Source organism: Terrirhizobium terrae (assembly GCF_030323265.1).
Lineage (GTDB): Bacteria > Pseudomonadota > Alphaproteobacteria > Rhizobiales > Rhizobiaceae > Neorhizobium.
Genome location: NZ_CP104992.1, coordinates 2,366,730 through 2,392,416, shown reverse-complemented (window position 1 = coordinate 2,392,416; position 25,687 = coordinate 2,366,730). Strand labels below are relative to the sequence as shown.

Here is a 25,687-nt window from a genome sequence, read left to right as displayed (position 1 = left end):
CGTGGAGAGATTTTCTGATTTAGCGATTTCGTCGAAGCCCCGCCCCTGCTTGATCGCATCATAGAATTGCTGCGCCTTGGCAATGTTGCGGGTCAAAATTTCGTCGCGTGATTTGATGGCTCCCGCACCGATGATCAACTTCGTTTCGACACCGCGCTTGCGGTACTGGAAGCTGGCGGAGAAGGACAAGGTCGCTGGATTGATGCAATCCATAGGAACCTCGATGAGTTCGGCTACGCATTGATCAATGAGAACCAGATCGACCCTGCCCTGCATGATCGTTGCTTTCTCAAGGCATTTGAGGATCACAGGCAGGTAGCCTTCGATGCCGCCTGCGAGAGTTTCGAGGCGGTGCTTTACACGTTCGATCTCATCGACCGACAGGGTGAGAGCGAGATCCTCGGCAATCGATCGATCAAGTGATGCACTATTGCTTCGGCGAGCTGACTTTCGAGCATCGGCGCCGGCAGCCTCCATCCCCGATCCTTTACCGACGCATCCGTCTGTTTTCCGCTCATCAGTCGGTTGGACACATAATAGCGAAAGCGGATACCCCTCTTTTGGGCATGGCTCGGCGTGAAGTAATCGCCGCTGTCATCATGGAGTTTTCCGGCCAGCAGCGACATCTTGGCGATATGGCTCACGCCGCGTGACCGGGCAGCGAAAGCGGTGAGCTTTTCCTGGACTGCATCCCATAGGTCGGGGTCGATGATCGCGGGATGATTGCCATCGTGCCACTGATCCCTATGCCGAATGCGCCCGGCATATACCGGGTTGGTCAGGATGTAGTGGATGTTGGTCACCCCAAATGGCGCCGGCCCGATAACAGTTGCGGCAGGGCGTTTGACGACCTTTGCGTCCTGATCCTCTTCCTTGCGGTATTTCTTGGCCCCCATTCTCGGGCGGGCTTTGGTACGCAGGCCCAAGTCCTTTGCCGCTCCCCTGACCGCGTAGATCGAACCAAGCTCGAGATACAGGTCGAAGATGCGCCTCACCGTCTCCGCCTCCTCCTCGATGATCTTCAGGGACCGGCCATCAGGCTCGTAGCCGAGAGGCACCTGCCCTCCCATCCAGAGCCCCTTTCGCTTGGAGGCGGCAATCTTGTCCCGGATGCGCTCAGCCGTCACTTCGCGCTCGAACTGCGCGAAGGAGAGGAGCACGTTCAATGTCAGCCGGCCCATGCTGGTGGCGGTGTTGAAGGACTGAGTGACCGAGACAAAGGAGGCATTCGCTTTATCTAGGCGCTCGACAAGTTTGGCGAAGTCAGCCAGCGATCGCGTCAACCGGTCGATCTTGTAGACCACGATCTGGTCGATCACTCCGGCATCGATGTCCTTTAACAGGCGCTTCAATCCCGCCCGTTCCAAGGTGCCTCCGGATATGCCTCCGTCATCATAGTAGGCGGGCACCAACACCCAGCCCTCATGCTTCTGGCTGGCGATATAGGATGCGCAGGCCTCCCGCTGCGCATCCAGTGAGTTGAATTCCTGACCAAGCCCCTCCTCGGAGGATTTCCGGGTGTAGATTGCGCAGCGAATGGTCTTCATGTCTTGGCCAACCCGAAGAATCTCGGACCGGACCACGCCGCCCCGGTGATTTTGCGCGCGATGGCAGTAAGCGAGCCATACTGCTTACCGTCCATCTGGAAGCCATTCGTCGTGACCTCGACCTGATGGATGCGGCCGTTCCACTCCCGAACCAGATGAGCTCCGGGTCGCAAGGCTGCGGGAGAAGGGATGGCTTTCGCGTCAGCTTTCGCCTTCCCTCGCCCGGCCTCCTTCAAGCAGGCTTTAAGGACGTTCCGGACAGCCCGCGAGTGGCCACCGAAAGCGGCCACCTGCGCCTCATAAGCAAATACCTTTCTCATGAATTCCACGGAGGCATATTTCGGTGGCCCATAGCCGAATTGCGTTTTCCAGTGCTTGAGGCACATTTCGCGATCAAGCATATCGAACGATGTTTTCGTCGGTTCGGAGTCCATCGCGCCTCAGACCTCCGATGCCGCGACTTGGGGATCATCGACATTCCCCTGCGTCGGCGGCACGAGCCGGTAAACGGCTTCGCCCGTCTTCGGCGCCTTAGTGGCAAGGATGCTATGCCCTTGTTTGCGCAGCCTCGACAACGCGGCGCGGACGGTATGCGCCTGCCAGCCGAGACGCTCGGTGAGGACCGAGATCTTTGTACCGGCTGGCTTTGCGATCAAAGCGAGGAGTTGATTCCTCTTGGATTTGGTTGCCGGCCGGCGATTGGCTTTCAGAGCTGCGGCTTTCAGCGGAGACCGCAGAATTGCCGCGCCGGCGACCGGAGCTATGTCGGAAACATTTTCACCTGTTGGCGATGCCATCGTGTTCTCCACTCAATTCCAGCCAGGATATCCGGCCTTGCACTGAGTGAAGCCCGAGGTCCGGGCGAAGGCAGGCGCCAACCGCTGGCTTTGCCTTGTGTTCAAGTACCGCTTCCTTTGAGGCAAAAGTCCAGCGCAAACTAGCGATCGACCTTGCTATCAGCGATAGGATCGATGACGGCTTCCGTAGAGCAACTCGAACCACCAGCACGTAGCATACGAGGATGAGCCTGAAACCGCGTTAAAGTCGGGCAACAAACGTGCGTTTCACTCTGCATTTTTGGCGCTACAGCGTTTCAAAAGCATCTATTTCTATTTCAGTGACTCGGCTTCGGTCTGATAGATCAGCGCGGCGCTGTGCACTAGCAACAATTCTGCCGCGACACCGCTTGTTGCAAGCAGTTGCGCCCCATGTTTGATCTTGACGCACAATGTCGCCCCATCGAGAAAGCGGTCAGTGCGAGCATATTGCGTTTGCAGCTTGTGAAGACTATGTCGACTTTGCCAAGAGCCGAGTTACCGGCGAGTCTTAACAGGATGAATCAATGCGTTTCAGAAGATTCTTTGATCGGAAGCGAGCGTCCCGCGTCGAACCAGGTGACTCATTTTTCGAGCAGTATTGCCAAGATGCGCCGACGCCGCAGAATGCGATCGACACATTAACAGGATGGAATTCAGCCTTTCCTCCATCTGCGCAGGTTCTAGCAGGCACTCATCCACTATATGCTGACGGCCGAATTGTCTGGGCACTTGAGCGTTCCGGCTCGATTGTCGACAAGCGGATCTTGGAGATTGGGCCGCTGGAGGGCATGCATACCTATATGCTTAACCAGCAGAACCCATTGCTGATCGACGCAATCGAAGCCAACAAACAGTGTTTTTTGCGATGCTTGGTTTCCAAGGAGATCCTTCATATAGATCGCGCACGCTTTCATCTAGGTGACGCGCTCAAGTGGCTAGAGACGACTGAAAGCCGGTATGATTTGGGCGTTGCTTCAGGCGTCCTTTATCATATGGCGGATCCAGGCCTATTTCTAAAAAATCTGTCGGCTCGGTGCGACAAGATCTACCTTTGGACACATTACTTTTCAGACACAGCCATGCCTCACACCGATGTTCGGCGACAAGCCTTCAGCGGGAGCACGACAGATCGCGTTATTGACGGCATTCCAGTGACCTATCATGAGCGCCGCTATTTCAACGCGAATGAAACCAAAGCATTCTGTGGTGGCATGAAAGACCGACACTACTGGATGAACAAAGAGGATATCCTCCGTTTGCTTTCCGCGTTAGGTTTCACCGACATCGAGGTCGCACACGATACTCCTGATCACCCTGGCGGGCCGTGTTTTTCCGTTTTTGCCAGCCGGCCGATCGCATCGATGGTCTGACACACCAACTTCGGAAAGCGGTTTCTCATGAGATGACGGATCTGCCCGCGCTATATCAAAAAGGCCTGCGACTCTTGTTTTAAGGGGCAGTCGGAGATGAGCTTAGCTGGTGTCCGGTGAGAAAAAGTAGAAACGGAGCGGCCGCCGAAATGATGAGCAGTGTCGTGCTGAAGCTTTCATCACTTGGCATTTTTTGCTCTAACGACTGCTGATCATTCCCGGAGTGAGAGTGATTCCTCGATGTCTGACGGTCGAGCCGCGGGCACGCTTCATTTGGGGTATATTATCATTGGAGCAGTGATGCGATTGCCGAGAGCGCCAGGCAACAGAGATCCGGGTTTCCGGCACCGTGGCATCTTATCTAAGCCCTCGTGACACGAATCCGGCGCGAAGGACGCAAACCCCTTGTTTGAAAGCTTGCACGATATTGATTATGTGCCGTTACGCCACCAAATGACGCCGCATAGAAAAACCTTGGTTAAGGCCCATCGCCGCAGCGTTTACTGGGGCAAAAATGCTTTTTAATATCGAGTTTGACCACGGTGGCTTAGTTGGCGGTTATCTGATTCCAGATGGATTTTCCGAAATCCCTCATATTCGTGTCTCGGATGAGAACGGAGAGATTGGTGTATTTGCTTGCAACGATGTAAGGCCCCAGGTTGCAGCATCTGGACGCCACGAGACTGGAATGGTCGGCTTTCGACTCGACGACGCTGTCATTCCGCACCTCGCAGATCGCAAAGGGCTGATGATCCATGACGCGAAGTCACATCTTCTTATTTATAAACGCCTCATCGGTATCTCTCCGTTGCCTCGCAAAATCGTTAGGCTGGAGACGCAGTTATTACCGATGATCCGTTTCGACCAGCACTGCGGCCGGTTCTTTCAGTATGAGCTTTTTGCTTCTGAGCGCCTCGGCCACGAGACAACACTGCAGGTTTTCCATCTCAATGCCGTTGGCTCTATATACTTGAGCGGACGTCTGTTGATGCGCAATTACGAAGAATTTTTGGCCAAGGGCTTCGAGGGCATCGTTATGCTGCCTGACCCTTATTACGAGATGGCCGTGCGAATATTTCTGTTGAAGCGCATGGCAAAGACGCCGATTTCATTTATAGGCGAACGCGACAGACTTATTCTCGGAACTGCAGCAGAATATTTCGCCGAAGCCGATCTCGATGATCTAGGTACACTTCGATCTCTTCTCAAAAAGGCGCCAAGCAAAGTAACTAGCGTTCTTTCCTCGCCAATTACGAGGCAACTCACGACCACCACGCCGGAGCAGCGGATAACGCGGCGTGAGATAGCTCCAGCGATTGATCTCCTCTCGCAATTTACGGTCGTCGGCCACCACCAGGATGCGGCCTCTTTTCGGCAAGCCGTCGGAGAAATGCTGGGCATTCCGACAGACGAGCTCGTTATTCCACCGCAGCAAATGCTGCTCAAGGAGCTAGCTGACAGGCTGCGAATGCTGCCGCTTGCGGAGCTGATGCTAGAAGAGGACCTTATTTTTGACCACTATGTCAGGCAGGCGATGATGTCGGCCCGTCCGAACTCATGGAACGAAGATGCGCACTAGCAGGTCGACCAAGATTGCAGAAAAAGACACCTCGAATCGGCCGGCAACTATGAAGCCGGCAGGTCTCCTTTCACTAACTCCTTGGCGAAAACAGAACGCTGTTCGGAAGGCAGATCGCAACGATGTAATTACCCTGAGCTCTGTAGATGATGAAGTCCTGGCAACATCTACAGGAGGCAAGCCACCTATCCGCGCTGCCTCCTTCTTAGCGATAGTTCTCATTCCATTCTGCGTCATACTTTACTACTTCGCGTTCATTGCAAGTGATCAATATACTGCGGAAGCAAGATTTGCAGTCAGATCACTCGCCGAGCAAAACTCAAAAGACAATGTCGACAGCGATGTACTCAGTCTGAGTTCAGCGAGCCAAGATGCCTTCGTCGTTACAAGCTTCATCCACTCCCACGAACTCCTTGAACGGATAGGGAAGAAGCTTGATTATCGATCAATGTTTACGGGCCCTGAGATCGATTTTTTTCGCGCTTCGATGAACCGAAATCGACGGAAGAATTCCTAGATTATTGGCAGGATCAGGTGACGGCCTATATCGACGGGCCATCCGGTATCATCACTCTGAAAGTCAGAGCCTTCAAACCGGATGATGCAAAACTGCTGGCGGAGGCAATTCTCGCGGAAAGCGAGCAGCTTATCAATGAGCTCAACAAGCGTGCGCAGCGTGATATGATCGCGAGCATAAGCGGAGAAGTGGAGAGAACAGGAAAGCTCTATTCGGATTCTCTCACTGCATTAAACCGCTTTCAGCAAAGCGCGGGTTTGCTAAGCCCGGAGATCCAAGCGAATGAAACCGGAAAATTGCTGACTGGATTGATGGCTGAGAGGCTAAAACTGGAAACAAGGCTCTTTGTTTTAAAGACATCTGGAGCCGAGGGGTCGCCAGCTTACGATCAACTGGTTCGTGCTCGAGGAAGTCTGGACAATCAGATCGAAGATTTACGAAGCCAGCTTACAGGTCCTGAAGATGCAAGCATAGCTAACGCAATTCTCTCTTTCTCAAAGCTTGAAACGGATAGGCTGGTTGCGGAAAACCTTTATCAGGCGTCTCGCAACAATTATGACTCTGCGTTTGCAGCATCGCTTCGCAAGGCGCTTTACGTAATGGTCTTCGTCCATCCGACCATACCAGAGGAAGCCCTGTATCCCAAACGGATCTCTACACCTCTTTTCATTGGACTGGCGCTGGTAGTGGCTTGGGCCACGTTGATGTTGCTTTGGGCGTCAATTGAGGACCACAAGCTTTAGAGCGCAAACTTGGCAGAGGAATGCCCGATAAGACGGACGGCTCCTGCAATGGAAGAAGCCCTCCCTCGAAGCCTTGTGCAAGGACTATTGTAGGAAATGATCCGCTTTACGAATGTTTCCAAGTTTTTCAAGACGCAGCAGCACCGCAAAGTCATCCTTGATAGGGTGACTGTCGATTTTCAATCCGGCTATTCGTACGGACTTTTGGGTGTCAATGGCGCCGGAAAATCGACAACCATGCGAATGATTGCGGGCACCATTCTGCCGAATTCTGGATCCATAAAAAAAGACGTGCGTGTTTCATGGCCGCTTGGTTTTTCCGGCGGATTTCACCCGAACATGACAGGCAGAGACAATCTGAATTTCGTAGCACGTGCCTATGGTGAGGACCCCGTTCGCGTCAGCCGCTTTGTAGAGGAATTCGCCGAGTTGGGAGATTACATCAATGCCCCGGTGAGAACGTATTCGTCCGGCATGAATGCTCGCCTAGCCTTTGGGCTTTCGATGGCGATAGAATTCGAATGCTATCTCGTCGATGAAATAACGGCGGTAGGGGATGCACGCTTTCAAGAGCGGTGCAGAATTGCATTTGAAAACAGAAGAAAAAATGCAGATGTGATAATGATTTCGCATGGTATGGACACGATCAAGAGTTATTGCGACCGAGCGATGGTTCTAGTGGACGGCAGGCTGATGGTTTTCGAAACTGTTGAGCCTGCAATCGAAGCCTACTATCGCTTAAACAGGTAGGCGTAAGGGAGCACACGGTTCGCGATGACCGACCAATCGGAAGCAGGGCTTTCCCATAGCTCAAGCGGCAGAGCACTGGATTACAACCGCGATGTTGCAAAAAAGCTGTCCGTCACAGCTCGGAAGCTGCGGCTGGCGACGTCAAATAGAAGTGCACTCTTCAAATCAGTCGGCTTACGGCCACGGATGATTGATCGCCTCTTCAGTGCAGCTTTTGTCCTATTGACTGTTCTTCTTTTAATTGCGCCTAACCTAATCGCAATTGCCTACTACGGCTACTTCGCCTCTGATCAGTATGAATCGGAGACAAGGCTTACGGTGCGCTCTTCCACCCCAGCTATAGGCAAAGACCAACTGGCAAAAGTCACCGGGCTGCCTACAGCGAAGATCGTACAGGATACTTTGATAGTTACAAATTTCATTCATAGCGGGGAGATGGTTTCTGCGCTTATGGAGAATGACATACTGCGGAGAACCTACGGGCGCAAAACAGTCGACATCTGGGCACGACTTCATACTGACGCTAAAGCTGAAGAGCTTTTGAAATATTGGTCTCATATGGTGACCACAGCCGTAAGCGCTAAAAGCGGAATCGTCACGGTTACTGTTAAAGCGTTCTCGGCGCAGGAAGCCCAGTCAATATTGATGAAAGTAGTCAAGGCATCGGAACAGGTCGTCAATAATGTCAACGATCGTATCTGGAAAGATGTGATTGTGACGGCGCAGAACAACCTCGAGCACGCGGCCGCTCGGCTAACGGCGGCTCGGGAGCAATTGCAGGCAGCCCGTAACAAGGCTGGAATCCTCGACGTTGGCGGCTCGTCAAGCATGGTCACAGGATTGCTTGGTGTGGTTCAAAAGGACCTGCTTAGCCTCCAACAGCGTTATGCCTCGCAGTCGGTAACCGTATCAACAAACGCACCCCAAATGCGTGTTCTGGATCGCGAGATCAAGGCAAAGGAACAGCAAGTAGAACAACTTAAAGCAGAACTGGCGGGGGCGACTGAAAATATGGACGCATCGCCCAATCTTGCCAATATCGCACTCGGCATGTCGCAGCTGGAACTTGAGCAAAGCTTGGCAGAGAAGCAATTCGCATCTTCGGTAAAGTCATTGGAACAGGTACAGTTCATCAGCAAACAGCAGCTGATTTATCTAGACACTTTTCTCAAGCCAACCCTCGCTGACGCGGCAGAATATCCGCGACGCATATTCTGGATCGCGTGTACATTTGTTGCCAGCTTGATAATCTGGGGCTTCGCTGTTGGTCTTCTTTCCGTTGGCCGGAGCAGGATCCACTAACGATAATGCGCCCCTCCCGAGATATCTTCTATAGCCTCATACCCAAACCAAAATCGAGGTTCGATGGTAAGAACGCGGCTCCAGCCGTAACCAGCATATTAGTGATATCCAAACACCCTAATCCGACCTACAGTTACTATATGGAGGAACGGCTAAGGATCGGCCCCTACCCTTTCCAAATCCGTGATATTAAGGATGACTTAGAGGGCCTGGATCCAACCGGCATGTTCGTTGTAATATGCCGCTATGTCACGTCCCAACAGTTGCGGTGGATAGAGCAAAGCCGCCCCCTGCTCGCGGGCGTGGTGCTTTTCGTGGATGACGACCTTGCATCCATCGTTAGTGGATGTGACGGAACTTTGCGCTATAAGCTGCGGCTCATCCGCGTCGGCATCAGACCTCTTTTGCGCCTTAACAAGATGCTAGATGCCGTATGGGTCTCAACGTCAGAGCTTTCTCGGAGATTCGAACGCCCTGGACATGTCCCGCTTGTGGTGGCGCCGTTTCCCGAGATGTTTCAGCCATCGCTTACCCATAACAAAGAGAACAGCCAGAAACCATTGAAACTAGTCTACCATGCCACCGGCATTCATCATCGGGAGCATGATTTCCTGCGGCCGATAGTGATGCGCGCAATGGAACAGCATACCTCCCTCCATTTTGAAGTGATCGCCGATGGGAAATTGGCAGAAGAGTGGCAGAAGCTCGACTTACCAAAGGATCGCTTCAAACTTCGAAGCGGCCTATCGTGGCCTGACTACGTATCCTTTACCGCTACAGAGCCAGCCGACATAGCTCTCGTTCCGCTTCTGGACAGCAGAACAAACAATTGCCGCTCAGACACCAAGCGCATCGACGTAGCTCGCATGAAAGCCGCGGCAATATTTTCGAAGTCGGAAACTTTTGATCGATGCGCTACAGACGGAGAGCTACACGTGGAAAATACGCCAGACGCTTGGCTGTCCGCGATCGACATCTTGGTTAAAGACCAGAACCGCCGGACTACAGCGCGAAACGCAACCTTAGGGTCTTTGGAAAAGATGAGACAGATGGCAACGCCCCACTTTCCTTTAGAGTTTTTTGAATCAAGAAAAAAAAATCAGTTGAAGGGTCAGTAGGGTGCTTTTGAGGGTTATTCCGAACAACGACCTCAAGCTATTGGATGGAGCGGAGGTGCAGAGGCAAACTTGGGCATCCACTGGAGATGATCCAGCTTTTGTCCTGCGCTACGGTTTCATCCGCCGCCCTTACGTTGTGGTGGAGATCTACGCGGCCGGCGGTCAGATGGTTCATCCCAAGATCTACTTCGATAAAGGCCATGGCTTCCGCGAAAAGGATGCAGTCACGTTCACGCCAGGCGAACGCTTTGTCATAACGCTTAAGTTGAGCAGTGTCGGCAATGGCCGAAGAGTTCGCATAGATCCATGTCATAGTGACGCGATTTTCCAGTTTACTGCGAAAGCATTTCGCTCGCTTTCCGAGGCTGAAGCCTACGTAGGGAACATTCCGGACATCAGCACAGCTAGTCAGCCAGAAGTGATACACGTCCCACCATTTCGATTCAGATTGCCGGCGTTTTCGATCAATAAACGGCCGCTTATCGACGATTTCGCCCGTTCAACGTATAATCTCGCAGCCCGTCTGCAACCCATCGGCAAATCAGAAGCATCACCTTGGCTTAGCGTAGTCGTTCCCGTTTACAACGCACCTGCGCGATACTTAGACGACCTAATCGCTTCCTTCGAAAGCCAGGACGAGTGCGGCTGGGAATTAATCCTGAGTGACGATGCATCGACATCCGAGGAGACACACCGGTCGTTGTCGGCAGCTGCCAGGCGTGAAAACATAACGGTTGTCCGGAACGAACATAACGGCGGCATTGCCGTGGCTACGAACAACGGCCTGGCAATGGCTAAGGGACAGTGGGTCACTTTCGTCGACCACGATGATTTGCTGGGACCTCACGCACTTAAGGTTATCAGGCGCGCATTGGCCGACAATCCCAATGCCACATTTATCTATACTGACGAGCTTGTGGTCGATGATGGGCTCAAACTAAGCGGCGCGATGCTTAAGCCTGCTTACGATCCCGTGCTCCTAACCGGCGTCAACTATATTAATCATCTGTCCTTGTACCGTCATGACCGCTTGAAAGAGATAGGTTATCTTCGGGAGGGGTACGATGGATCTCAGGACTACGAACTACTACTACGGTATCTTGACGGCGTAGGATCCGAAGACGTTCTGCACTTGCCCTATCCTGCCTACTGGTGGCGGCGTACGGGTACTACTTATTCTCGGAAGTTCCTGGAACGGGCAACTAAAAACGCTCGAGCAGCGATTGCCGACAGACTAGGACGATCTGGCCTGCCAACGGAGGTAGGTGCAGCGTTGACACCAACTCTCCACCGACCTCTTTTGAGAGATTCAACTTTTCCTAAAGTATCAATCATTATACCGAGCAAAGATAGCCCCGCCTTAATCACGCGGATACTGGAAGACTTGTTTGATAAGACGGACTATCCAGATTTCGAGGTTATTGTAGTCGATAACGGCACGACCGATCCAGCCGTGCTCGCGCTATATGACGTATATCGAGAGCGGTATCATAACTTTAAGGCTGAGATCGTTCTTGAAACCTTTAATTTCGCTCGATCGGTCAATCGCGGACAGCGCCTTGCCAGCGGCGAACACTTTTTGATCTTGAATAACGATATTGAAGTTCTTGAGCCGAGTTGGCTAAAGGAAATGGTGTCATGTCTTAAGTTCGAAAAGGCGGGCATTGTCGGGGCGAAACTGCTTTTTCCAGACGACACAATACAGCATGCAGGTGTCGTGGTGGGCTTCGGAGGACTCGCGGGTCACTGGTATCTCAATCAATCCGGTGACTATGGCGGCCCTATGAACCGTTTACATGTTCGAAGCTCAATGAGCTGTGTAACCGGCGCGGTCATGCTAATTTCTGGAGACTGCTGGTCTGAGCTAGGCCCTTGGGATGAAGAGCACTTCGCGGTAGCCTACAATGACGTCGACTATTGTCTACGTGGGCACAAGCTCGGGTTCCGGATCATATGGACGCCCTTCGCTTGCCTTTGCCATCATGAGTCATTGTCACGAGGCGCAGAGGTAGGCAAAGAAAAGAAGATACGATTTGAAAAGGAAAAGCAGTATCTTCGCGATCTACATGGCACACTGACCTTCGACGATCCGGCCAGCAATCCAAATTTTACCAAGGACAGATCTACTCCGCGCCTCGCCATTCCAGAAAAATTGCATTCCGCCAGGCCTTGGGACTACGATCTTTGACGGTGACCGATGTCAGGCCGGGAAAATTGGTAGGCGCCCGAAGCTCCCTAGTAGGATAAAGTTACGACCACTCCCGGCCGGGCACTTATTTCGAACCTAGATATGTGGTCGGTGAGACCGACAGGGCGTTAAGAACGAGAATTCAGTTAGGTCGCGACCATGCAAGTAAATCACCCTCAAGCTAGGCTGCCAACAAGCTCTTTCCGTTTCGCGCTTCAGCAGAAATTAAATGTCATGAATGCGGTCATACTCAGAGATGTGCGAACGCGTTTTTTCGACCACGGCTTAGGCTTCTTGCTCGTACCACTCTGGCCACTTGGGCACATGATGATTCTGTTAACGATTTACTCGTTCACAGGCCGGCAGGCACCTTTTGGTGAAAGCCTCCACGTGTTCTTCGTTACCGGATTAATTCCGACAATGCTGTTCATGTATGTTTCCCGCTTTATGTCGTTATCACTCATTCTCAACAAGCCGATGTTGGCGTTCCCAGTCGTCAGAATGCTCGACATCATGGCGGCGCGCGCATTTCTTGAGGTGATCGGTGCGGCGTTAACGTTATCGCTCATCACAGTCATATTGTTACTTATGGGAGACAATCCGTTCCCCTACGACTGGGAGCAGGCTGTGTATGCTTATTTGGCTACATTACTACTCGCAATCGGAGTTGGGACGATTATCGGCGTTCTAGTAATGGCCGCCAATTTTATGATGACGGTATATGCGCTATTCCTGATTGTCGTCTATATTGGATCAGGTACCCTTTTTGTAGCACCTGCCCTTCCCGACGAGATTGCTATTCCACTCTCGTGGAACCCGGTAATGCAGGGTGTCGAGTGGATGAGGACAGCCTATTTTGAAACCTACAGCGATAAACTTGTCAGCAAGACTTATCTCATCGGTTTCGGGTTAACGTCTTTATTCATCGGCTTAACACTTGAACGCCTGTTGCGCATGAAGTTGTTGGAGGGATAGAAACTCCAGTCGTCAAAAGTCGGATAGGTTCGGATTATGTTTATCCGCGTCAGATCCTCTGTTGAGAGTTGGGACACAGAGGCGTTCGTCGCGCGCACGTTGAAATGTGATGCAACGTGCGCGCGACCGTGTCCGCATCCAAGCTGTTTTCAAGCAGTATATCGCTACATCAATCAGGTCACAGGGTGCGAGTAGATACAAGCTCCCCCAATCGCGAGATCTATGCTAGGTGAGCAAATACACGTAGGCCAGTTGCGGACCTGCCGATGTGGCAGTGCGACAAATAAGATTGTTGCGGCCAGCCACTCGCCACGGCTGCAGTGACCACACCAGCCTTGGCCTGCTTCGACGACAAATAACTTTTAGTTAGTATTGCCGGCTTTTCTCGGCCCAGACACCGAGACCCACAAACACGCCGCCAGTCAACGATAGCATGGTTGAACCGCCCCCCGGGAACACCGCACGAGCGCTCTGACCTAAAAGTGATTTCCATCTATGTTTTCAGAGAGGATAATCGTGAAACTCCAATTTCTTCCGACCCTCTCTCTAATATCTTTTTATATTGATCTCTAATATACTGGCGACTTCGCTAGATTTTCTGGAGGGGATAATCTATGGTCTTGAACTTTTTAGTTGATAGATTTTTCAGCAGGGCAGAAGGATCTGGTGCAATTGAGGAAAATGTGCAGGACGCAAGCGTAGTTCCCGCCGGACACTTCCGCTTCAAAGGCTATGATATTCCCCTCGACCTGATGATGATGACCGGCGGAGGACCTGAAACCTTCGAAGAGATATCCAATCATCACCAGCGCAACCTCAAAAAATGGGCCGGCTTAACTCCCAACCATGCTGTTCTTGAGATCGGCTGCGGCATCGGGCGTGATGCCATCCCTCTCTCCGAATACCTTACAACCGGATCCTATACCGGTGTCGATATCATCTGGAGGTCCATAGCCTGGTGCCAAGATAACATCGGCGCCAAGAACGAGAACTTCCATTTTATTCACTATGATGTCGAAGACCAACTCCACAACGCCGACGGAGCGACCAAGACCACCGACATAGTCCTTCCTCTGGCGGACGGATCTATCGATCGCATTTTCCTCTACTCGGTTTTCACTCATCTCTATAGGGCTGACATCGAGCACTATATCCGAGAGTTCCGCCGTGTCCTAAATGATGATGGTTTAGTCTATGCGTCGACCTTCATCTACGATGAAGACATCCTCACGTCATCAAGGAATACGAACCGCACTATCTTCGATCTTCGATTTGATCATGAGATAGAGCAGGGTTGCAGGATCAACAAACCAGATCGGCCCTTGGCTGCAGTAGCATTCACAAAAGAGGCTTGGTTGGAAATGCTGGAAGCCAACGGCATGAGGCTAACCAATCGACTTTTCGGACAGTGGTCCAGCTTTCACCCTGACCCCGATGACGGACAGGACGTCATAATCTTCGGGAAGGCGTCAAGCGCGCTTATCTGCGCCACCGAAGCTGATTGACGCTTATGCGAGGCCAAAACAAGACTTTCTTTGTCTCGCAAGATCAGCGTGAACGGCACTCGATAGACTTCATCACCGCAATTTCATGCCTCGTCCACGACCAGTTTGTGCCGACGCTAGGCTAGCTGTGGACACCGCTGTCTCTAACCCTCAGTACCGAGGGTTAGAGACAATGCGCATAAATACGATTACGTCGGCGATTATATCTGATCCGTGATCGGAAAAATAATATGCACGGAGCTTTAGCGTGAATGGATTTTCCGTGATGTGAGCATTGCCGCATGCCCTTTCACTGATCTTTTTCTAGGCAGGTCTGCGCGTTGCGCTAACACCGAAGGCGCACATGTTTTGCTATCCATTACATCAGAGATCAAATCATCTGGGCTTGTCACGAATCCCCTAAACAAGGGTTCATATACCGTATGCAGCCCCTCTGCTCCGCCAATAGGCCCATCCATATACCCAAGCTGCGGAGTGGAAGCGTCTCGGGCGCTCGGTCCAAGGCCTCTACCAGGAACTGGCGATCTACCAAAATAAGATCAACGTTGGGCGCACCTACGCATACCGGCTTGAGCATTGAGAGCATTTCGCTGCCGCGATGAAGGAACGATTGTCCGACGAATGGATCGGCGATCATAGTAGGCGATGTGTAAACACCAGCTCCACGAACAATAGAACCATTTTTTCTTGCAACGGGACCGCATACAGCGACAGCAGTATCGATCATTTCCAAATGGCGCAGACCATGAAGAATGTTGTTCTCAGAGACAAGATCGACTCCTGGTCCAATCATGGCAACGATATCTTGAGTCACGCTCGCCAGTCGGTCAGCGAGTGCCCGAGCGCCTGACGCGCCCCTCGATACAAGCAGTTCATCACTCTCGGTAAGGAAGTCAATGCCGGTCATGCTTCCTTCTCCCAAACGCACCCCAAAGATATCTGGAACATTTTTGGGCAAACGACGGATGAAGAAATCTGGCGACCCCATATCCCCGGGAAACTTAGCTACCTCGAAATTGTCTGGATCGGTCTGCGCCAATCGGATCATATTTAGGGAGTTTCGAACGGACTTGATGCTCCCCTCGAACGTAGCGCCGCTGTTAGAAAGTGAATGACTGTGTTGCCTCCAATGGTAGACGACTTCTGGGATGTGAACTGCATGATACCCCGCCAGTTCAAACCGAAGTATATTGTCCCAGTCTTGAGCGTACTCGGCATCTCCGTTTGTGAATGTGCCTAATTCCAGCGCCGTATTCCGGTTGAAGATAACAGCATGCCAGATGAAGGAGTGAGCTCTGATTTGAGCAGGATCGTAGTCCGGCCGATAGAAAGGATGGACGAACTTACCGCCTATAAGAAGATCCTCATCAGTGTAAAAAATCTGCGCGTCTTTATCTGCAGAAATAGCTTCGCGAATTGTGGCGACGGATCCTCGTTTTAGTAGATCGTCGGCGTCGAGAACCATAAGGAAATCAGCCTTCGCCGCGTCAAGGCATTCCCGCGTGCCACCATGTATTCCCAGATTCACGGGGCAACGAAGCACGCGGATTTTGTCGTGTTCGTTTAGCGCATGAAGGATATCATCAACGTCACTTGGTACAGGCCCGTTAGCGAGAATGACCCATTCATCTAACGCTTCAAGCTCTTCGATTACGCAGTCCGCTGTTTCTTGAAAGAGTTCTGCGTTTGTACGGATATACACCGTCGTTAGAATGCCGAGGCTTGGGGCACCCTCACAGTTTGCATCTGGCTGCACAGATCTCGAAATCAGAATAGGGAACATCAGCAAAACCAACTTTACCGCTATGGGCGATTTCAAAAATGTGCCTACCGCTCATGTTCAGGTTGGCGGCATAGCCTCGAACCGGGACGTCTCTTCTCTTCAGGTAGTCGGCGATAATATTTCGATCGGAACTAGTCAGCCCAGATTTACGGGAAGTTTCTGCGCCTAGAAGCGACGAATTGACGACACGGACGCCAATTTCACCAGCCTTCAATCCCAGCCACAGCCCCAAAGCGTCGATGCCAAAGTGCCTCGGCATTTCTTTGAGCGTCTCGACCAAATGGCCTCGGGTCACCCACGCCAAGCGTGCCGAAACCGCATTAACGGAGTAAGGCAAGGAGATATGAGTGGAATCCTCTCTATGCGGGTTCCCATACATTCCCCCGAAGCCGAACGATACCCCACCGCCCAGGCCGTCCTTAACACCAGATATCTCGACACCGACCATTACTGTATCCGGAAATGCGTCGATGATCTTTTCGACCAAGATGTCAGAAGAAGACCCTAGCACGGCTGTCTTTGTCTTAATCGCTATCAGATCGTCAACATCACCATCGGAGATAATGTTCAACAAGGATGCCCGGTCAATTTCCTCGTCGAGAACAATGGAACTGGCTCGGGTTGTCATCCCAACCATATCCAATTTCTGTTGTCCGCTCTCGACGTACCGGCTTCTGAACCATAACTGTTCCGGCAAATGAACAGCGTTAACGTGATTATGGTTGTCCCATAAAATGTCAGGCCATTTCGAGGAAGCATGGTGCTGCGTTGCGTTGATCAACTCTCGACCGACCGCCACCAGCCCCGGCACGCATCTGCCAAAAGCGCTCAGGACTGGGTCCCAGCCCGTTTGTATCAACGGATCCATAGAAGCCGCAGCAACCGTCAGATCATAGTCGTCAGCAACTATCATCGACGGGTGGTTCATTTGTTCAGCGAACGCACGGATGACACCAAAGGCATCGTAAGAGACAGCGCCGTTCGGCTTGACGAAAAGCAAATAGTCACCGGTTGCCCTGATCGCAATATCCTGAAGCGAAACATCATCGGTCAAGATTTCTACGCGATACTTTTGTGCGAACTCGCCCAGATAGGCTTTCAGTTCATTGTGAACTTTTTCGGGTGCCAGAATTATCAAGTTTTCCGTCAGCGCAATCTGGTTCACGATAGACGGGAGCGTATTGCTCAATTCCGCAGCATCCGACAGTGACATGATAGGTGAGACAGTCGGAGCGTCGTCAGATATCGAATATCGGAGCTTTCGGTCGAGGGATAAGCTTGTAATAGCTGAATAAGTTAACGGTCGAGCAATGCGGGGCTCGATAGGCCGGGCATGGATCGTGCCAACGTTCCTTTTCCGAACAAGCCCCTCCTTTTCGAGCTCTTGGATTAGGCCTGGAATCACATCTGAAAGGCTATCTACCCAGTTCTTTGGTAGAGGGACGATCCCAGGTGAAACCAATTGGCCGTCCTTCTGCATGATCCCTTTCACAATTGCAGGGACAAGTGCATCCAAGGTAGCCGGTACCGCGATAATATTAGGAGAAATTTCCGCAAGTCGCTCGGCGGTCTTACTGCCGTATGTCGTCGTTACAACCACGCCACCACAGGCAGCAAACTCTAGAGGCGGATAGCTGGGATGCGGAGATAGCATCAGAGAAAGAAGCAAATCCGACTCGCGCATCATTTTCGCGTAACCCGCGAAATCCATCCATTCGGCAGGCTTGAGGACAAAGCCTCTACCAAGCGGTATGGGGTCAAAATGCTCGCCCATGCCGATGAACTCCCAGCCAGAGTCACCGAATGCCCCCGCTGTGACGGCGGCCTTGAGGGAAGCGACGCCCAACCAGAACAAATTCCTCTCGGCCATGGTCGGCCTTGTGTAAAAGAGTAATCGCCGTGTGGATTTGACCAATTCGGCAGACGGGTAAAAATGGTCGCTGTCGACAGCTGGATCGAAGCACAGCGCCTTACTTGCGAAGTCGCTGTTCGAAAATTGCCCCACTTTCTGCTCTACAAGATGATCTCGAAGCAGTTTAGTGTTAATTATCGGAATATGATCATAACTATAAGTTTCTTCCGCAAAAGCATGAAGAACAGATAGACCGTAAAACATGCTCTCGTAATCTTGGATCAAGTATGCAAAGCGATTGGTTCGCAGAAGCGCCGTCGCAGCTTTTGCCGGCTGAGCCGTCCACCAGGCCGTAGCCAAGAAAATATCATCGTGATTAAGAACAAAAGGCACATCGCGGGAATGGGCGTCCAAGAACTCTATACCCAAGTCATCGGTATTGAGACCTGTGAGTTTGAAAAGATGCTCTTTCAATGGCCCGAGGTCACGGTCCGGCGCGGCATCTACTGACACAAACTTCACAGGGATGCCTTCGGCAGCTACGAGGCAACCCAGAATATAGGCGGTATTGGGTCCTCCCGTGGCATATCTCCGATTAAGCCCTGGCAGCAGAACTAGGAGCGCAGGATCGCGTCTGCACACCGGGTCGACAACGACGTTGAGTGGGAGGAAGCCCATCCGTTTGTCTAAAGCGCTCAAGCCATCTTCGCGCAATCTGCTCACGGCAGACCCCAATATCTCCGATGACGCGCGATAAAGTTCGGATGTTGCGGGAGCGGAGGAGCTAGCAAAGGTTTGGCGCCCTTCCCACTGGCCGTCTAGTAAGTAGTGCTGCAGCGGATCGATCTCCGCTTGCGCCACATCAGGATAGGCAGAAAGATACTCAGACACACTGAAATTGGGGTGCGGGTCTCGCCCCTCTTTCCATCCGATCTCATGATAGTGCGTCAGTGGATTGGTATCTGGTGAGACCAAGTCCTTATTAAAAGTCGCATACCAGCTCGAGGAAAAGAAACGATTTGGATTACGCCCTTCCTCATAACCAGAGGCCATGTAGTGGGCGAACGGATCAACGCCAGCTTTCTCAATATCTGGATAGGATGAAAGATAGAACGAGTCGTCAAATAGACCGCTTCTTTTAGTGAACCAAAGCCAGCCGGTGCGACTGCACGTGATTCTGCCTTTCCATGAACAATATAGTGATAGAGCGGATTGATGCCGGACTTTGCGACGTCCGGATGCGCGTCGAGATAAAAGCCGGTATCAAAATTCGCACTAGGATTTCGAAGTTCCGATGCGCCATACGCGATATAATGTGCAATCGGGTCTTGGTTGCTGGACGCTACATCAGGATAGTTATTCCTGTAGAATTCGGAATCGAATTCTCTGCTTCGCACGATGGCTTTGTAGACAGTAGAACTAGCGCGCGAGGCCTTTCTGTTCGGCTTTGCAATTAGGCTGACCAAGTCTTTAATTGTTTTCTGAGCGCGGAAATGGATGGAGCGATTGAGCATAGTTATTGCCTGCATTCTCGAGGAGCGCAAATTTATATGGGCCTTGATACGCGGTCGCAAGCGTCTATCCGGCCAAACATGGTGTTTGAGAAAATCGAAGTGGCAGAATCGCGAGCTTGAAGGAGCAAGCTGGAAGATGGCTGCGCTGACCCTGCAAATACCCTTGACCTCCTCCTTCTTCAAACACTGTGTCCCTGAAGCGGTGGGATAGTTGCGTGAACAAGCGCAGTTCTTCCACGGCAGGCTTGCTGACAAACCGCGCTAAATCTTACAATTTCGATTGCCGCACCATTCTCGACATCGACCAACATTGCGTCGATGCTCTGGAAGAGCGAGCACTTTACAGTTGATAAGGTAGCCGTTAGGCAGACGCCTATGGTTCCAAAAGGCGGGCTCCCATGATTTTTGAGAGATTGTATATCCCCGACGTTATTTTGATCACGCCGACGAAGTTTGGCGACAGTCGCGGGTATTTTATGGAGACCTTCCGCGCCAGTCTTTTCGAATCCGAAGCAGGGCCTTTCCAGTTCGTCCAAGACAATCGCTCTTTATCCCTGGAGGTCGGCACCGTGCGGGGATTGCACTTTCAAATCGACCCGATGGCACAAGGCAAGTTGGTGTCATGCGCGGCTGGCTCGTTGCTGGACGTAGCCGTTGACATTCGATTGGGTTCGCCGACCTACGGAAAGCATGTCGCAGTCGAACTCACTCCCGATAACGGTAAGCAATTGTGGGTACCACCGGGTTTCGCGCATGGTTTCTGTACTCTCGCGCCCTCTACCGAGATCAGCTACAAGGTGACGAACTACTACAGCGCTGAAAATGACCGTGGCCTGCTATGGAATGATCCGGCCCTCGCCATCGAGTGGCCAGTTGAGCCGGAGATGGCAGTTCTTTCTGAGAAAGATAAGCAGCAGCCGAGGCTCGCAGATTTGGGAAGCGTTTTCAGCTATTGAGACCTTCACTTGGGCAGCTGCTTTGAAAGGTCAAACGGTAGATCCGCCATGCTGATCTTCCCGGCGGCGCACTTAGCGAGAATGAATGGAGGCGTCTAGATGCGCGTACTAATTACAGGTGGGGCTGGTTTCATTGGATCGGCGACAGTTCGCCACCTCGTGCTCGACAAAGGCTACGAGGTGCTGAACGTTGACAAGCTAACCTATGCGGGGACGGAAACTTCTTTAAACGTGGTGGGCAATCGTCCCGGATATCGATTTCTAAAAGCCGATATCTGCGACAGAGCGACGATCACTCAAGCGCTTGAAGACTTTCGCCCAAACAGGATCATGCATCTGGCAGCCGAGAGCCATGTCGACCGTTCGATCACCGGAGCCAAAGAATTCGTCGACACAAACGTGATCGGAACGTTTAACATGCTGGAGTGTGCGCGCCAGTATTGGTCGAGACTGGAAGCGCCTGAGAAAGAAGCATTCCGCTTCCTGCATGTCTCGACCGACGAGGTCTACGGCTCGCTCGGCGATACGGGCTTGTTTACGGAAGAGACGCCGTACGATCCTAGCTCGCCCTACTCTGCATCCAAGGCGGCTTCCGATCACCTAGCTAAGGCATGGGCCCGCACATACGGGATGCCAATTGTAGTGTCGAATTGCTCTAATAATTACGGGCCTCATCATTTCCCCGAAAAGCTCATCCCGCTAATCATTTTGAACGCCTTGGAGGGCAAGCCGCTCCCAGTTTACGGCAGTGGTGCGAATATTCGTGACTGGCTTTATGTAGAAGATCACGCACGCGCACTCGACATAATCGCTGAGCGGGGCAGGATCGGCGAGACTTACAATGTTGGCGGCCGCAATGAGCGCCGCAACATTGATGTGGTTACTGCGATCTGTGAGTTGATGGATCGACTGCGACCGCAGTTCGCCCCGCATTCGCGGCTAATTACCTATGTTACGGATCGCCCCGGCCATGATGCCCGTTACGCGATTGACGCGACCAAACTTGAGACAGAGCTCGGCTGGAAAGCTCAGGAAAATTTCAACACCGGCATAGAAAAAACGGTTCGCTGGTATCTTGAGAACGAATGGTGGTGGGCACCATTGAGACAGGGGTACTCCGGTTCACGCCTCGGTTTGCTTGCAGAAAAGACTTCTGCATGACGACCGAGAATAGGAGCACTGGCCGTATGCGCATGGTGGTAACTGGCAGAGAAGGACAGGTTGTGCTTTCGCTGCTTAAACGCGGTGAACATAACGACCGCTTCGAGGTTATCTCACTCGGTCGCCCAGCACTCGACCTGTCTGCCCCCGAGACAATTGAAGCCGCATTGCGTGACTCGCGACCGGACGTCATCGTTTCGGCTGCTGCCTACACTGCCGTGGATCAAGCTGAAAGTGATGAGGATCCGGCAATGATCGTCAATGGCGTGGCAGCAGGCAAGGTTGCTGAAACAGCCGCGATGCTTGGCGTGCCCGTCATTCACCTCTCAACGGATTATGTCTTCGATGGCAGCAAACCATCGCCTTACGTGGAAAGTGACCCGGTGGCGCCGATCGGCGCCTATGGGCGTTCAAAGTTGGCCGGCGAACAGGCCGTTGCTATCGCCACACCAAACCATGTCATATTGCGGACAGCGTGGGTTTACAGTCCGTTCGGAAAAAACTTCTTAAAGACAATGCTGCGCGTGGCCGAGAACCGCGATAGCTTGAACGTTGTTGACGATCAGGTTGGGAACCCGACTTCGGCCTTTGACATCGCCGATGCAGTTCTCGCCATTGCCGCCAATCTTTTGGCGAAGGACGATCCGGCCCTCCGCGGTACCTTTCATATGACCGGAACAGGCGCCGCGAGTTGGGCGGATTTTGCGGTTGAAATTTTCTCACAATCGAAAATCTGGAATGGCCCCACGGCGGAGGTCAATCGCATTCCAGCGAGCGCTTACCCGACGCCGGCTCGGCGCCCAGCTAATTCCCGCCTTGACTGCAGCCTTCTTGCTGCACGGCACGGCGTCAAACTTCCTGACTGGAAACAGTCCACGGCCCACATAGTCGAGCAACTTCTCGACTTCAATCACTAGGGAAAATACGCATGAAGGGCATTATCCTCGCAGGCGGCAGCGGCACCCGTCTTCATCCGATGACCAGAGTTGTCTCCAAGCAGTTGATGCCCATCTATGACAAGCCGATGATCTTCTATCCGCTATCAACGCTTATGCTGGCTGGTATCCGCGAGATCCTTATCATTTCAACGCCAGCCGACATGCCAATGTTCGAGCGTCTTCTCGGCGACGGCTCGCAATGGGGGATAAGCCTCAATTATGCGGTTCAGCCGTCGCCAGACGGTCTCGCTCAGGCTTACATAATCGGTGCCGATTTTATAGGTGATAGTTCGTCCTGCTTGATCCTCGGAGATAATATTTTCTACGGCCACGGCATCACCGATCTATTTGTGAACGCCATGGAACGTCCGGCTGGAGCTACCGTTTTCGCCTATCACGTCAAGGATCCAGAGCGGTACGGCGTCGTCGAATTTAACGAGCGTCGGCGAGCAATTTCGATCGAGGAGAAGCCGACTAAGCCACGCTCCAGTTGGGCCGTCACAGGGCTTTATTTTTATGACAAGGATGTAGTCGGCATTGCTGCCGATTTAAAGCCGTCTCCGCGTGGCGAACTGGAGATTACTGACGTGAACCGCGCGTATTTGGAACGCGGTGATCTACACGTAGAGCAAATGGGACGCGGCTACGCATGGTTCGATACCGGAACCCCGGACAGCCTTTTAGAAGCCTCAGAATTCGTCGCGACACTTGAGAGGCGCCAAGGCTTCAAGATCTCTTGCCCCGAAGAGATCGCTTTTTACAAAGGTTTCATTGATAGCAGCGAGCTCAATCGGCTGGCCGAGGGGTATGGAAAGAGCGCTTATGGTCACTACCTGCGCGAAAAAGTTCTCGCCGAGGGTCCTACGAGGGCTGGTTGACCGCGAGACACAAAATGCGGCGTCATGCGAACATCGACCTCCTTAGAACCGCGCCAGTTGATCTCTTTTGGGGTCGATCCAGCGAGGACGGGAATTTCCACTTAAGAGGTTGCTGTAGGTTTGAGCATGTGCTTGAAGGACAAGCTACGCAGCGAAAATGGCATTTTGCTTCCCGCGTTTTTTTGCGCACTATCAAACGCCTTGCCGATAAGGATCGGACTAAGTTTTTCCTATCAGAGAAGCTCAGATTCAAAATGCTAGTTGCAACCGAGTAATGGAGCGAGATTTATGAAGGCCGTAATACTGGCGGGTGGATTGGGCACACGATTGGCAGAAGAAACAAGCTTGCGTCCCAAGCCGATGGTTGAGATCGGCGGCCGCCCAATATTATGGCACATAATGAAGATATACTCTCACTTCGGCATCAACGAATTCGTCGTGTGCCTGGGTTACAAGGGGTACATCATCAAAGAATACTTTATGAATTATCTGCTCCATATGGCGGATGTAACAATTGATCTGTCGAGCCAAAGTACGACAATCCACCAGAAAAGAGCCGAACCTTGGAAAGTCACGCTGGTTGATACAGGTGAACTGTCAATGACTGGCGGCCGCATCGGCCGGATTCGGGAATATATTGGCGACGAGACATTCTGCATGACCTATGGCGACGGAGTCAGCAACATCGATATCCGCCGTGAAATAGAATTTCATGAGAAGCACGGACGGGACGCTACAGTGACACTGGTAAGGCCACCTGGCCGGTTCGGTGCGGCAAATCTTGACGGCGATTCCGTTCGTAGTTTTAAAGAAAAGCCCGACGGTGAAGCCGGGTGGATCAATGCCGGCTTCTTCGTGCTCTCCCCGAAGGTTTTCGACCTTATTGAGGGCGACGATACGGTATGGGAGAAGGGGCCGATGGAAAATCTCGCAGCTTCCGACCGGTTGGTAGGGTTTCGACATGAAGGTTTCTGGCAGCCGATGGACACTCTTCGTGACAAGCAGCAGCTAGAAGAAATGTGGCGGGTCGGAAAAGCACCTTGGCGGATCTGGGAATGAAAGAGATGAGCATGGCGAGATTGACCGGCGAATGACCCAGGATTTCCTCAACACTTATCGCGGAAAGACCGTTCTCGTTACAGGCCATTCCGGGTTCAAGGGAGCGTGGCTGACAACATGGTTGCACAAATTGGGTGCAAATGTCGTCGCCATTAGTCTTCCTCCAGAGCAAGGCGAAGATTCACTTTTCGTCACGGCGGGGATCGAAGACCTATGTGATAGTCGTTGGCTCGACATTCGTGACGCTGAGGGCGTTCGCACCCTGATGGAAGAGGTTCGCCCTAGCATCGTCTTCCACTTGGCAGCGCAAGCGCTCGTGCACCGCGGCTATCGTGAGCCATTATTCACCTTTGGCACCAACGTCATGGGTGCCGCGAATGTGCTTGAAGCTTCTCGCGAAACGTCATCAGTGGAAGCAGTCGTTTTCGTAACAAGTGATAAGGTCTACGACAATCGCGAGTGGATGTGGGCCTATCGAGAGAATGACAGCCTTGGGGGCTAGACCCCTACAGCGCCAGCAAAGGTGCCGCAGAACTGGTAGCCCGTCCATACATGACCGTTCTTCGGAGCGAAGGCGACCGTTTAAGAGTTGCGACGGCTCGTGGCGGGAATGTCGTTGGAGGCGGCGATTGGTCGGCAGATCGGATCGTGCCGGATATTGTTCGAGCGCTTCGCACCAATGTCCCATTGGTTCTTCGCAGGCCGGACGCGACGCGTCCGTGGCAGCACGTACTTGAGCTTTGCTGTGGCTATCTCACTCTAGGCTCTAGGCTGCTTAACGGTTCAACTACGCAAGCAATGAGTCCAAGAGACTTTATTGGATCTTACAATTTCGGCCCCGACAGGACAAACGAGATGCCTGTAAGAGAGTTGACAAAAGCCGCGCTCAAAGCTTGGGGCAATCCCTCTTATCCTGTCGAATTTGGACCAGCGGAGCTTCACGAAGCGACGTATCTGCGAGTAGATTCCTCAAAGGCTCAAGCTTTGCTTGGCTGGCGACCGCACCTCTCCTTCGACGACACAATTGCTTGGACGATGAATTGGTATGCCGACTACTGCAATAACCGCTCGGCCGCCAGCTCTTTAATCAATAGGCAAGTTGACGCCTATACGAATCAATATCTGAGGTAACGC

The 25,687-nt window shown here is 52.3% G+C and carries 22 protein-coding genes; 16 read left to right on the top strand and 6 right to left on the bottom strand.

Annotated elements, in window-relative coordinates; all coding sequences use genetic code 11:
* Positions 1 to 356: 356 nt before the first annotated feature.
* From N7E02_RS19485 to N7E02_RS19475, 3 genes are read right to left on the bottom strand one after another with little or no spacing between them, the layout of a single operon-like run.
* On the bottom strand, positions 357 to 1,547 hold the full coding sequence (locus N7E02_RS19485) for a recombinase family protein (protein ID WP_286579284.1): 1,191 nt from the start codon (positions 1,545 to 1,547) through the stop codon (positions 357 to 359).
* Entirely contained in the window at positions 1,544 to 1,981 is a 438-nt protein-coding gene (locus tag N7E02_RS19480) for a DUF2924 domain-containing protein (protein WP_286579283.1), read from the bottom strand. The genes N7E02_RS19485 and N7E02_RS19480 overlap by 4 nt, the downstream gene beginning before the upstream one ends.
* A 6-nt stretch (positions 1,982 to 1,987) precedes the next feature.
* On the bottom strand, positions 1,988 to 2,344 hold the full coding sequence (locus N7E02_RS19475; protein ID WP_286579282.1) for a DUF3489 domain-containing protein: 357 nt from the start codon (positions 2,342 to 2,344) through the stop codon (positions 1,988 to 1,990).
* A 545-nt stretch (positions 2,345 to 2,889) separates the two neighbouring features.
* Between N7E02_RS19475 and N7E02_RS19470 the strand changes: the two genes are divergently transcribed.
* From N7E02_RS19470 to N7E02_RS19430, 9 genes are all read left to right on the top strand, one after another.
* Positions 2,890 to 3,735 carry a class I SAM-dependent methyltransferase gene (locus N7E02_RS19470; protein ID WP_286579281.1) on the top strand — a complete coding sequence of 282 codons (846 nt, stop codon included), beginning with the start codon at positions 2,890 to 2,892 and terminating at the stop codon, positions 3,733 to 3,735.
* Positions 3,736 to 4,249: 514 nt separating this feature from the next.
* Positions 4,250 to 5,314 carry a type 1 periplasmic-binding domain-containing protein gene (locus N7E02_RS19465; protein WP_286579280.1) on the top strand — a complete coding sequence of 355 codons (1,065 nt, stop codon included), beginning with the start codon at positions 4,250 to 4,252 and terminating at the stop codon, positions 5,312 to 5,314.
* A 534-nt stretch (positions 5,315 to 5,848) separates the two neighbouring features.
* Positions 5,849 to 6,574, top strand: a complete 726-nt coding sequence (locus tag N7E02_RS19460; protein ID WP_286579279.1) for a KpsE/RkpR family capsule polysaccharide export protein — start codon at positions 5,849 to 5,851, stop codon at positions 6,572 to 6,574.
* Between the two features lie 96 nt (positions 6,575 to 6,670).
* A complete protein-coding gene (locus tag N7E02_RS19455) occupies positions 6,671 to 7,324 on the top strand; it encodes an ABC transporter ATP-binding protein (protein WP_286579278.1) in 654 nt (217 codons plus the stop codon).
* Between the two features lie 24 nt (positions 7,325 to 7,348).
* Positions 7,349 to 8,626: a KpsE/RkpR family capsule polysaccharide export protein gene (locus N7E02_RS19450; RefSeq protein ID WP_286579277.1), complete on the top strand. Its 1,278-nt coding sequence runs from the start codon at positions 7,349 to 7,351 to the stop codon at positions 8,624 to 8,626.
* A 224-nt stretch (positions 8,627 to 8,850) separates the two neighbouring features.
* Positions 8,851 to 9,744 carry a glycosyltransferase family protein gene (locus N7E02_RS19445; RefSeq protein WP_286579276.1) on the top strand — a complete coding sequence of 298 codons (894 nt, stop codon included), beginning with the start codon at positions 8,851 to 8,853 and terminating at the stop codon, positions 9,742 to 9,744.
* A 1-nt stretch (position 9,745) separates the two neighbouring features.
* Complete coding sequence (locus N7E02_RS19440) at positions 9,746 to 11,932, top strand: glycosyltransferase (RefSeq protein ID WP_286579275.1); 2,187 nt, start codon at positions 9,746 to 9,748, stop codon at positions 11,930 to 11,932.
* Between the two features lie 159 nt (positions 11,933 to 12,091).
* Positions 12,092 to 12,907 carry an ABC transporter permease gene (locus tag N7E02_RS19435; RefSeq protein ID WP_286579274.1) on the top strand — a complete coding sequence of 272 codons (816 nt, stop codon included), beginning with the start codon at positions 12,092 to 12,094 and terminating at the stop codon, positions 12,905 to 12,907.
* 614 nt (positions 12,908 to 13,521) lie between these two features.
* Positions 13,522 to 14,412 (top strand): class I SAM-dependent methyltransferase, encoded by an 891-nt coding sequence (locus N7E02_RS19430; RefSeq protein WP_286579273.1) that lies wholly within the window; start codon positions 13,522 to 13,524, stop codon positions 14,410 to 14,412.
* Between the two features lie 388 nt (positions 14,413 to 14,800).
* Here N7E02_RS19430 and N7E02_RS19425 read toward each other — a convergent pair whose 3' ends face one another.
* From N7E02_RS19425 to N7E02_RS19415, 3 genes are read right to left on the bottom strand one after another with little or no spacing between them, the layout of a single operon-like run.
* Entirely contained in the window at positions 14,801 to 16,114 is a 1,314-nt protein-coding gene (locus N7E02_RS19425) for a glycosyltransferase (RefSeq protein ID WP_286579272.1), read from the bottom strand.
* A gap of 31 nt (positions 16,115 to 16,145) precedes the next feature.
* Positions 16,146 to 19,100 carry a rhamnosyltransferase WsaF family glycosyltransferase gene (locus N7E02_RS19420; protein ID WP_286579271.1) on the bottom strand — a complete coding sequence of 985 codons (2,955 nt, stop codon included), beginning with the start codon at positions 19,098 to 19,100 and terminating at the stop codon, positions 16,146 to 16,148.
* Positions 18,995 to 19,744 (bottom strand): hypothetical protein, encoded by a 750-nt coding sequence (locus N7E02_RS19415; protein WP_286579270.1) that lies wholly within the window; start codon positions 19,742 to 19,744, stop codon positions 18,995 to 18,997. The genes N7E02_RS19420 and N7E02_RS19415 overlap by 106 nt, the downstream gene beginning before the upstream one ends.
* Positions 19,745 to 19,959: 215 nt before the next feature.
* Between N7E02_RS19415 and rfbC the strand changes: the two genes are divergently transcribed.
* From rfbC to N7E02_RS29805, 7 genes are all read left to right on the top strand, one after another.
* On the top strand, positions 19,960 to 20,517 hold the full coding sequence (gene rfbC / locus N7E02_RS19410) for a dTDP-4-dehydrorhamnose 3,5-epimerase (protein ID WP_286579269.1): 558 nt from the start codon (positions 19,960 to 19,962) through the stop codon (positions 20,515 to 20,517).
* Between the two features lie 99 nt (positions 20,518 to 20,616).
* Complete coding sequence (rfbB, locus tag N7E02_RS19405) at positions 20,617 to 21,678, top strand: dTDP-glucose 4,6-dehydratase (protein ID WP_286579268.1); 1,062 nt, start codon at positions 20,617 to 20,619, stop codon at positions 21,676 to 21,678.
* A gap of 26 nt (positions 21,679 to 21,704) precedes the next feature.
* Positions 21,705 to 22,595: a dTDP-4-dehydrorhamnose reductase gene (gene rfbD / locus N7E02_RS19400; RefSeq protein ID WP_286579267.1), complete on the top strand. Its 891-nt coding sequence runs from the start codon at positions 21,705 to 21,707 to the stop codon at positions 22,593 to 22,595.
* 11 nt (positions 22,596 to 22,606) lie between these two features.
* Entirely contained in the window at positions 22,607 to 23,494 is an 888-nt protein-coding gene (rfbA, locus tag N7E02_RS19395) for a glucose-1-phosphate thymidylyltransferase RfbA (RefSeq protein WP_286579266.1), read from the top strand.
* A gap of 288 nt (positions 23,495 to 23,782) precedes the next feature.
* A complete protein-coding gene (gene rfbF, locus N7E02_RS19390) occupies positions 23,783 to 24,553 on the top strand; it encodes a glucose-1-phosphate cytidylyltransferase (protein WP_286579265.1) in 771 nt (256 codons plus the stop codon).
* A 31-nt stretch (positions 24,554 to 24,584) separates the two neighbouring features.
* On the top strand, positions 24,585 to 25,055 hold the full coding sequence (locus tag N7E02_RS19385; RefSeq protein WP_286579264.1) for an NAD-dependent epimerase/dehydratase family protein: 471 nt from the start codon (positions 24,585 to 24,587) through the stop codon (positions 25,053 to 25,055).
* A gap of 50 nt (positions 25,056 to 25,105) precedes the next feature.
* Complete coding sequence (locus tag N7E02_RS29805; protein WP_353622828.1) at positions 25,106 to 25,684, top strand: CDP-glucose 4,6-dehydratase; 579 nt, start codon at positions 25,106 to 25,108, stop codon at positions 25,682 to 25,684.
* Positions 25,685 to 25,687: the final 3 nt, after the last annotated feature.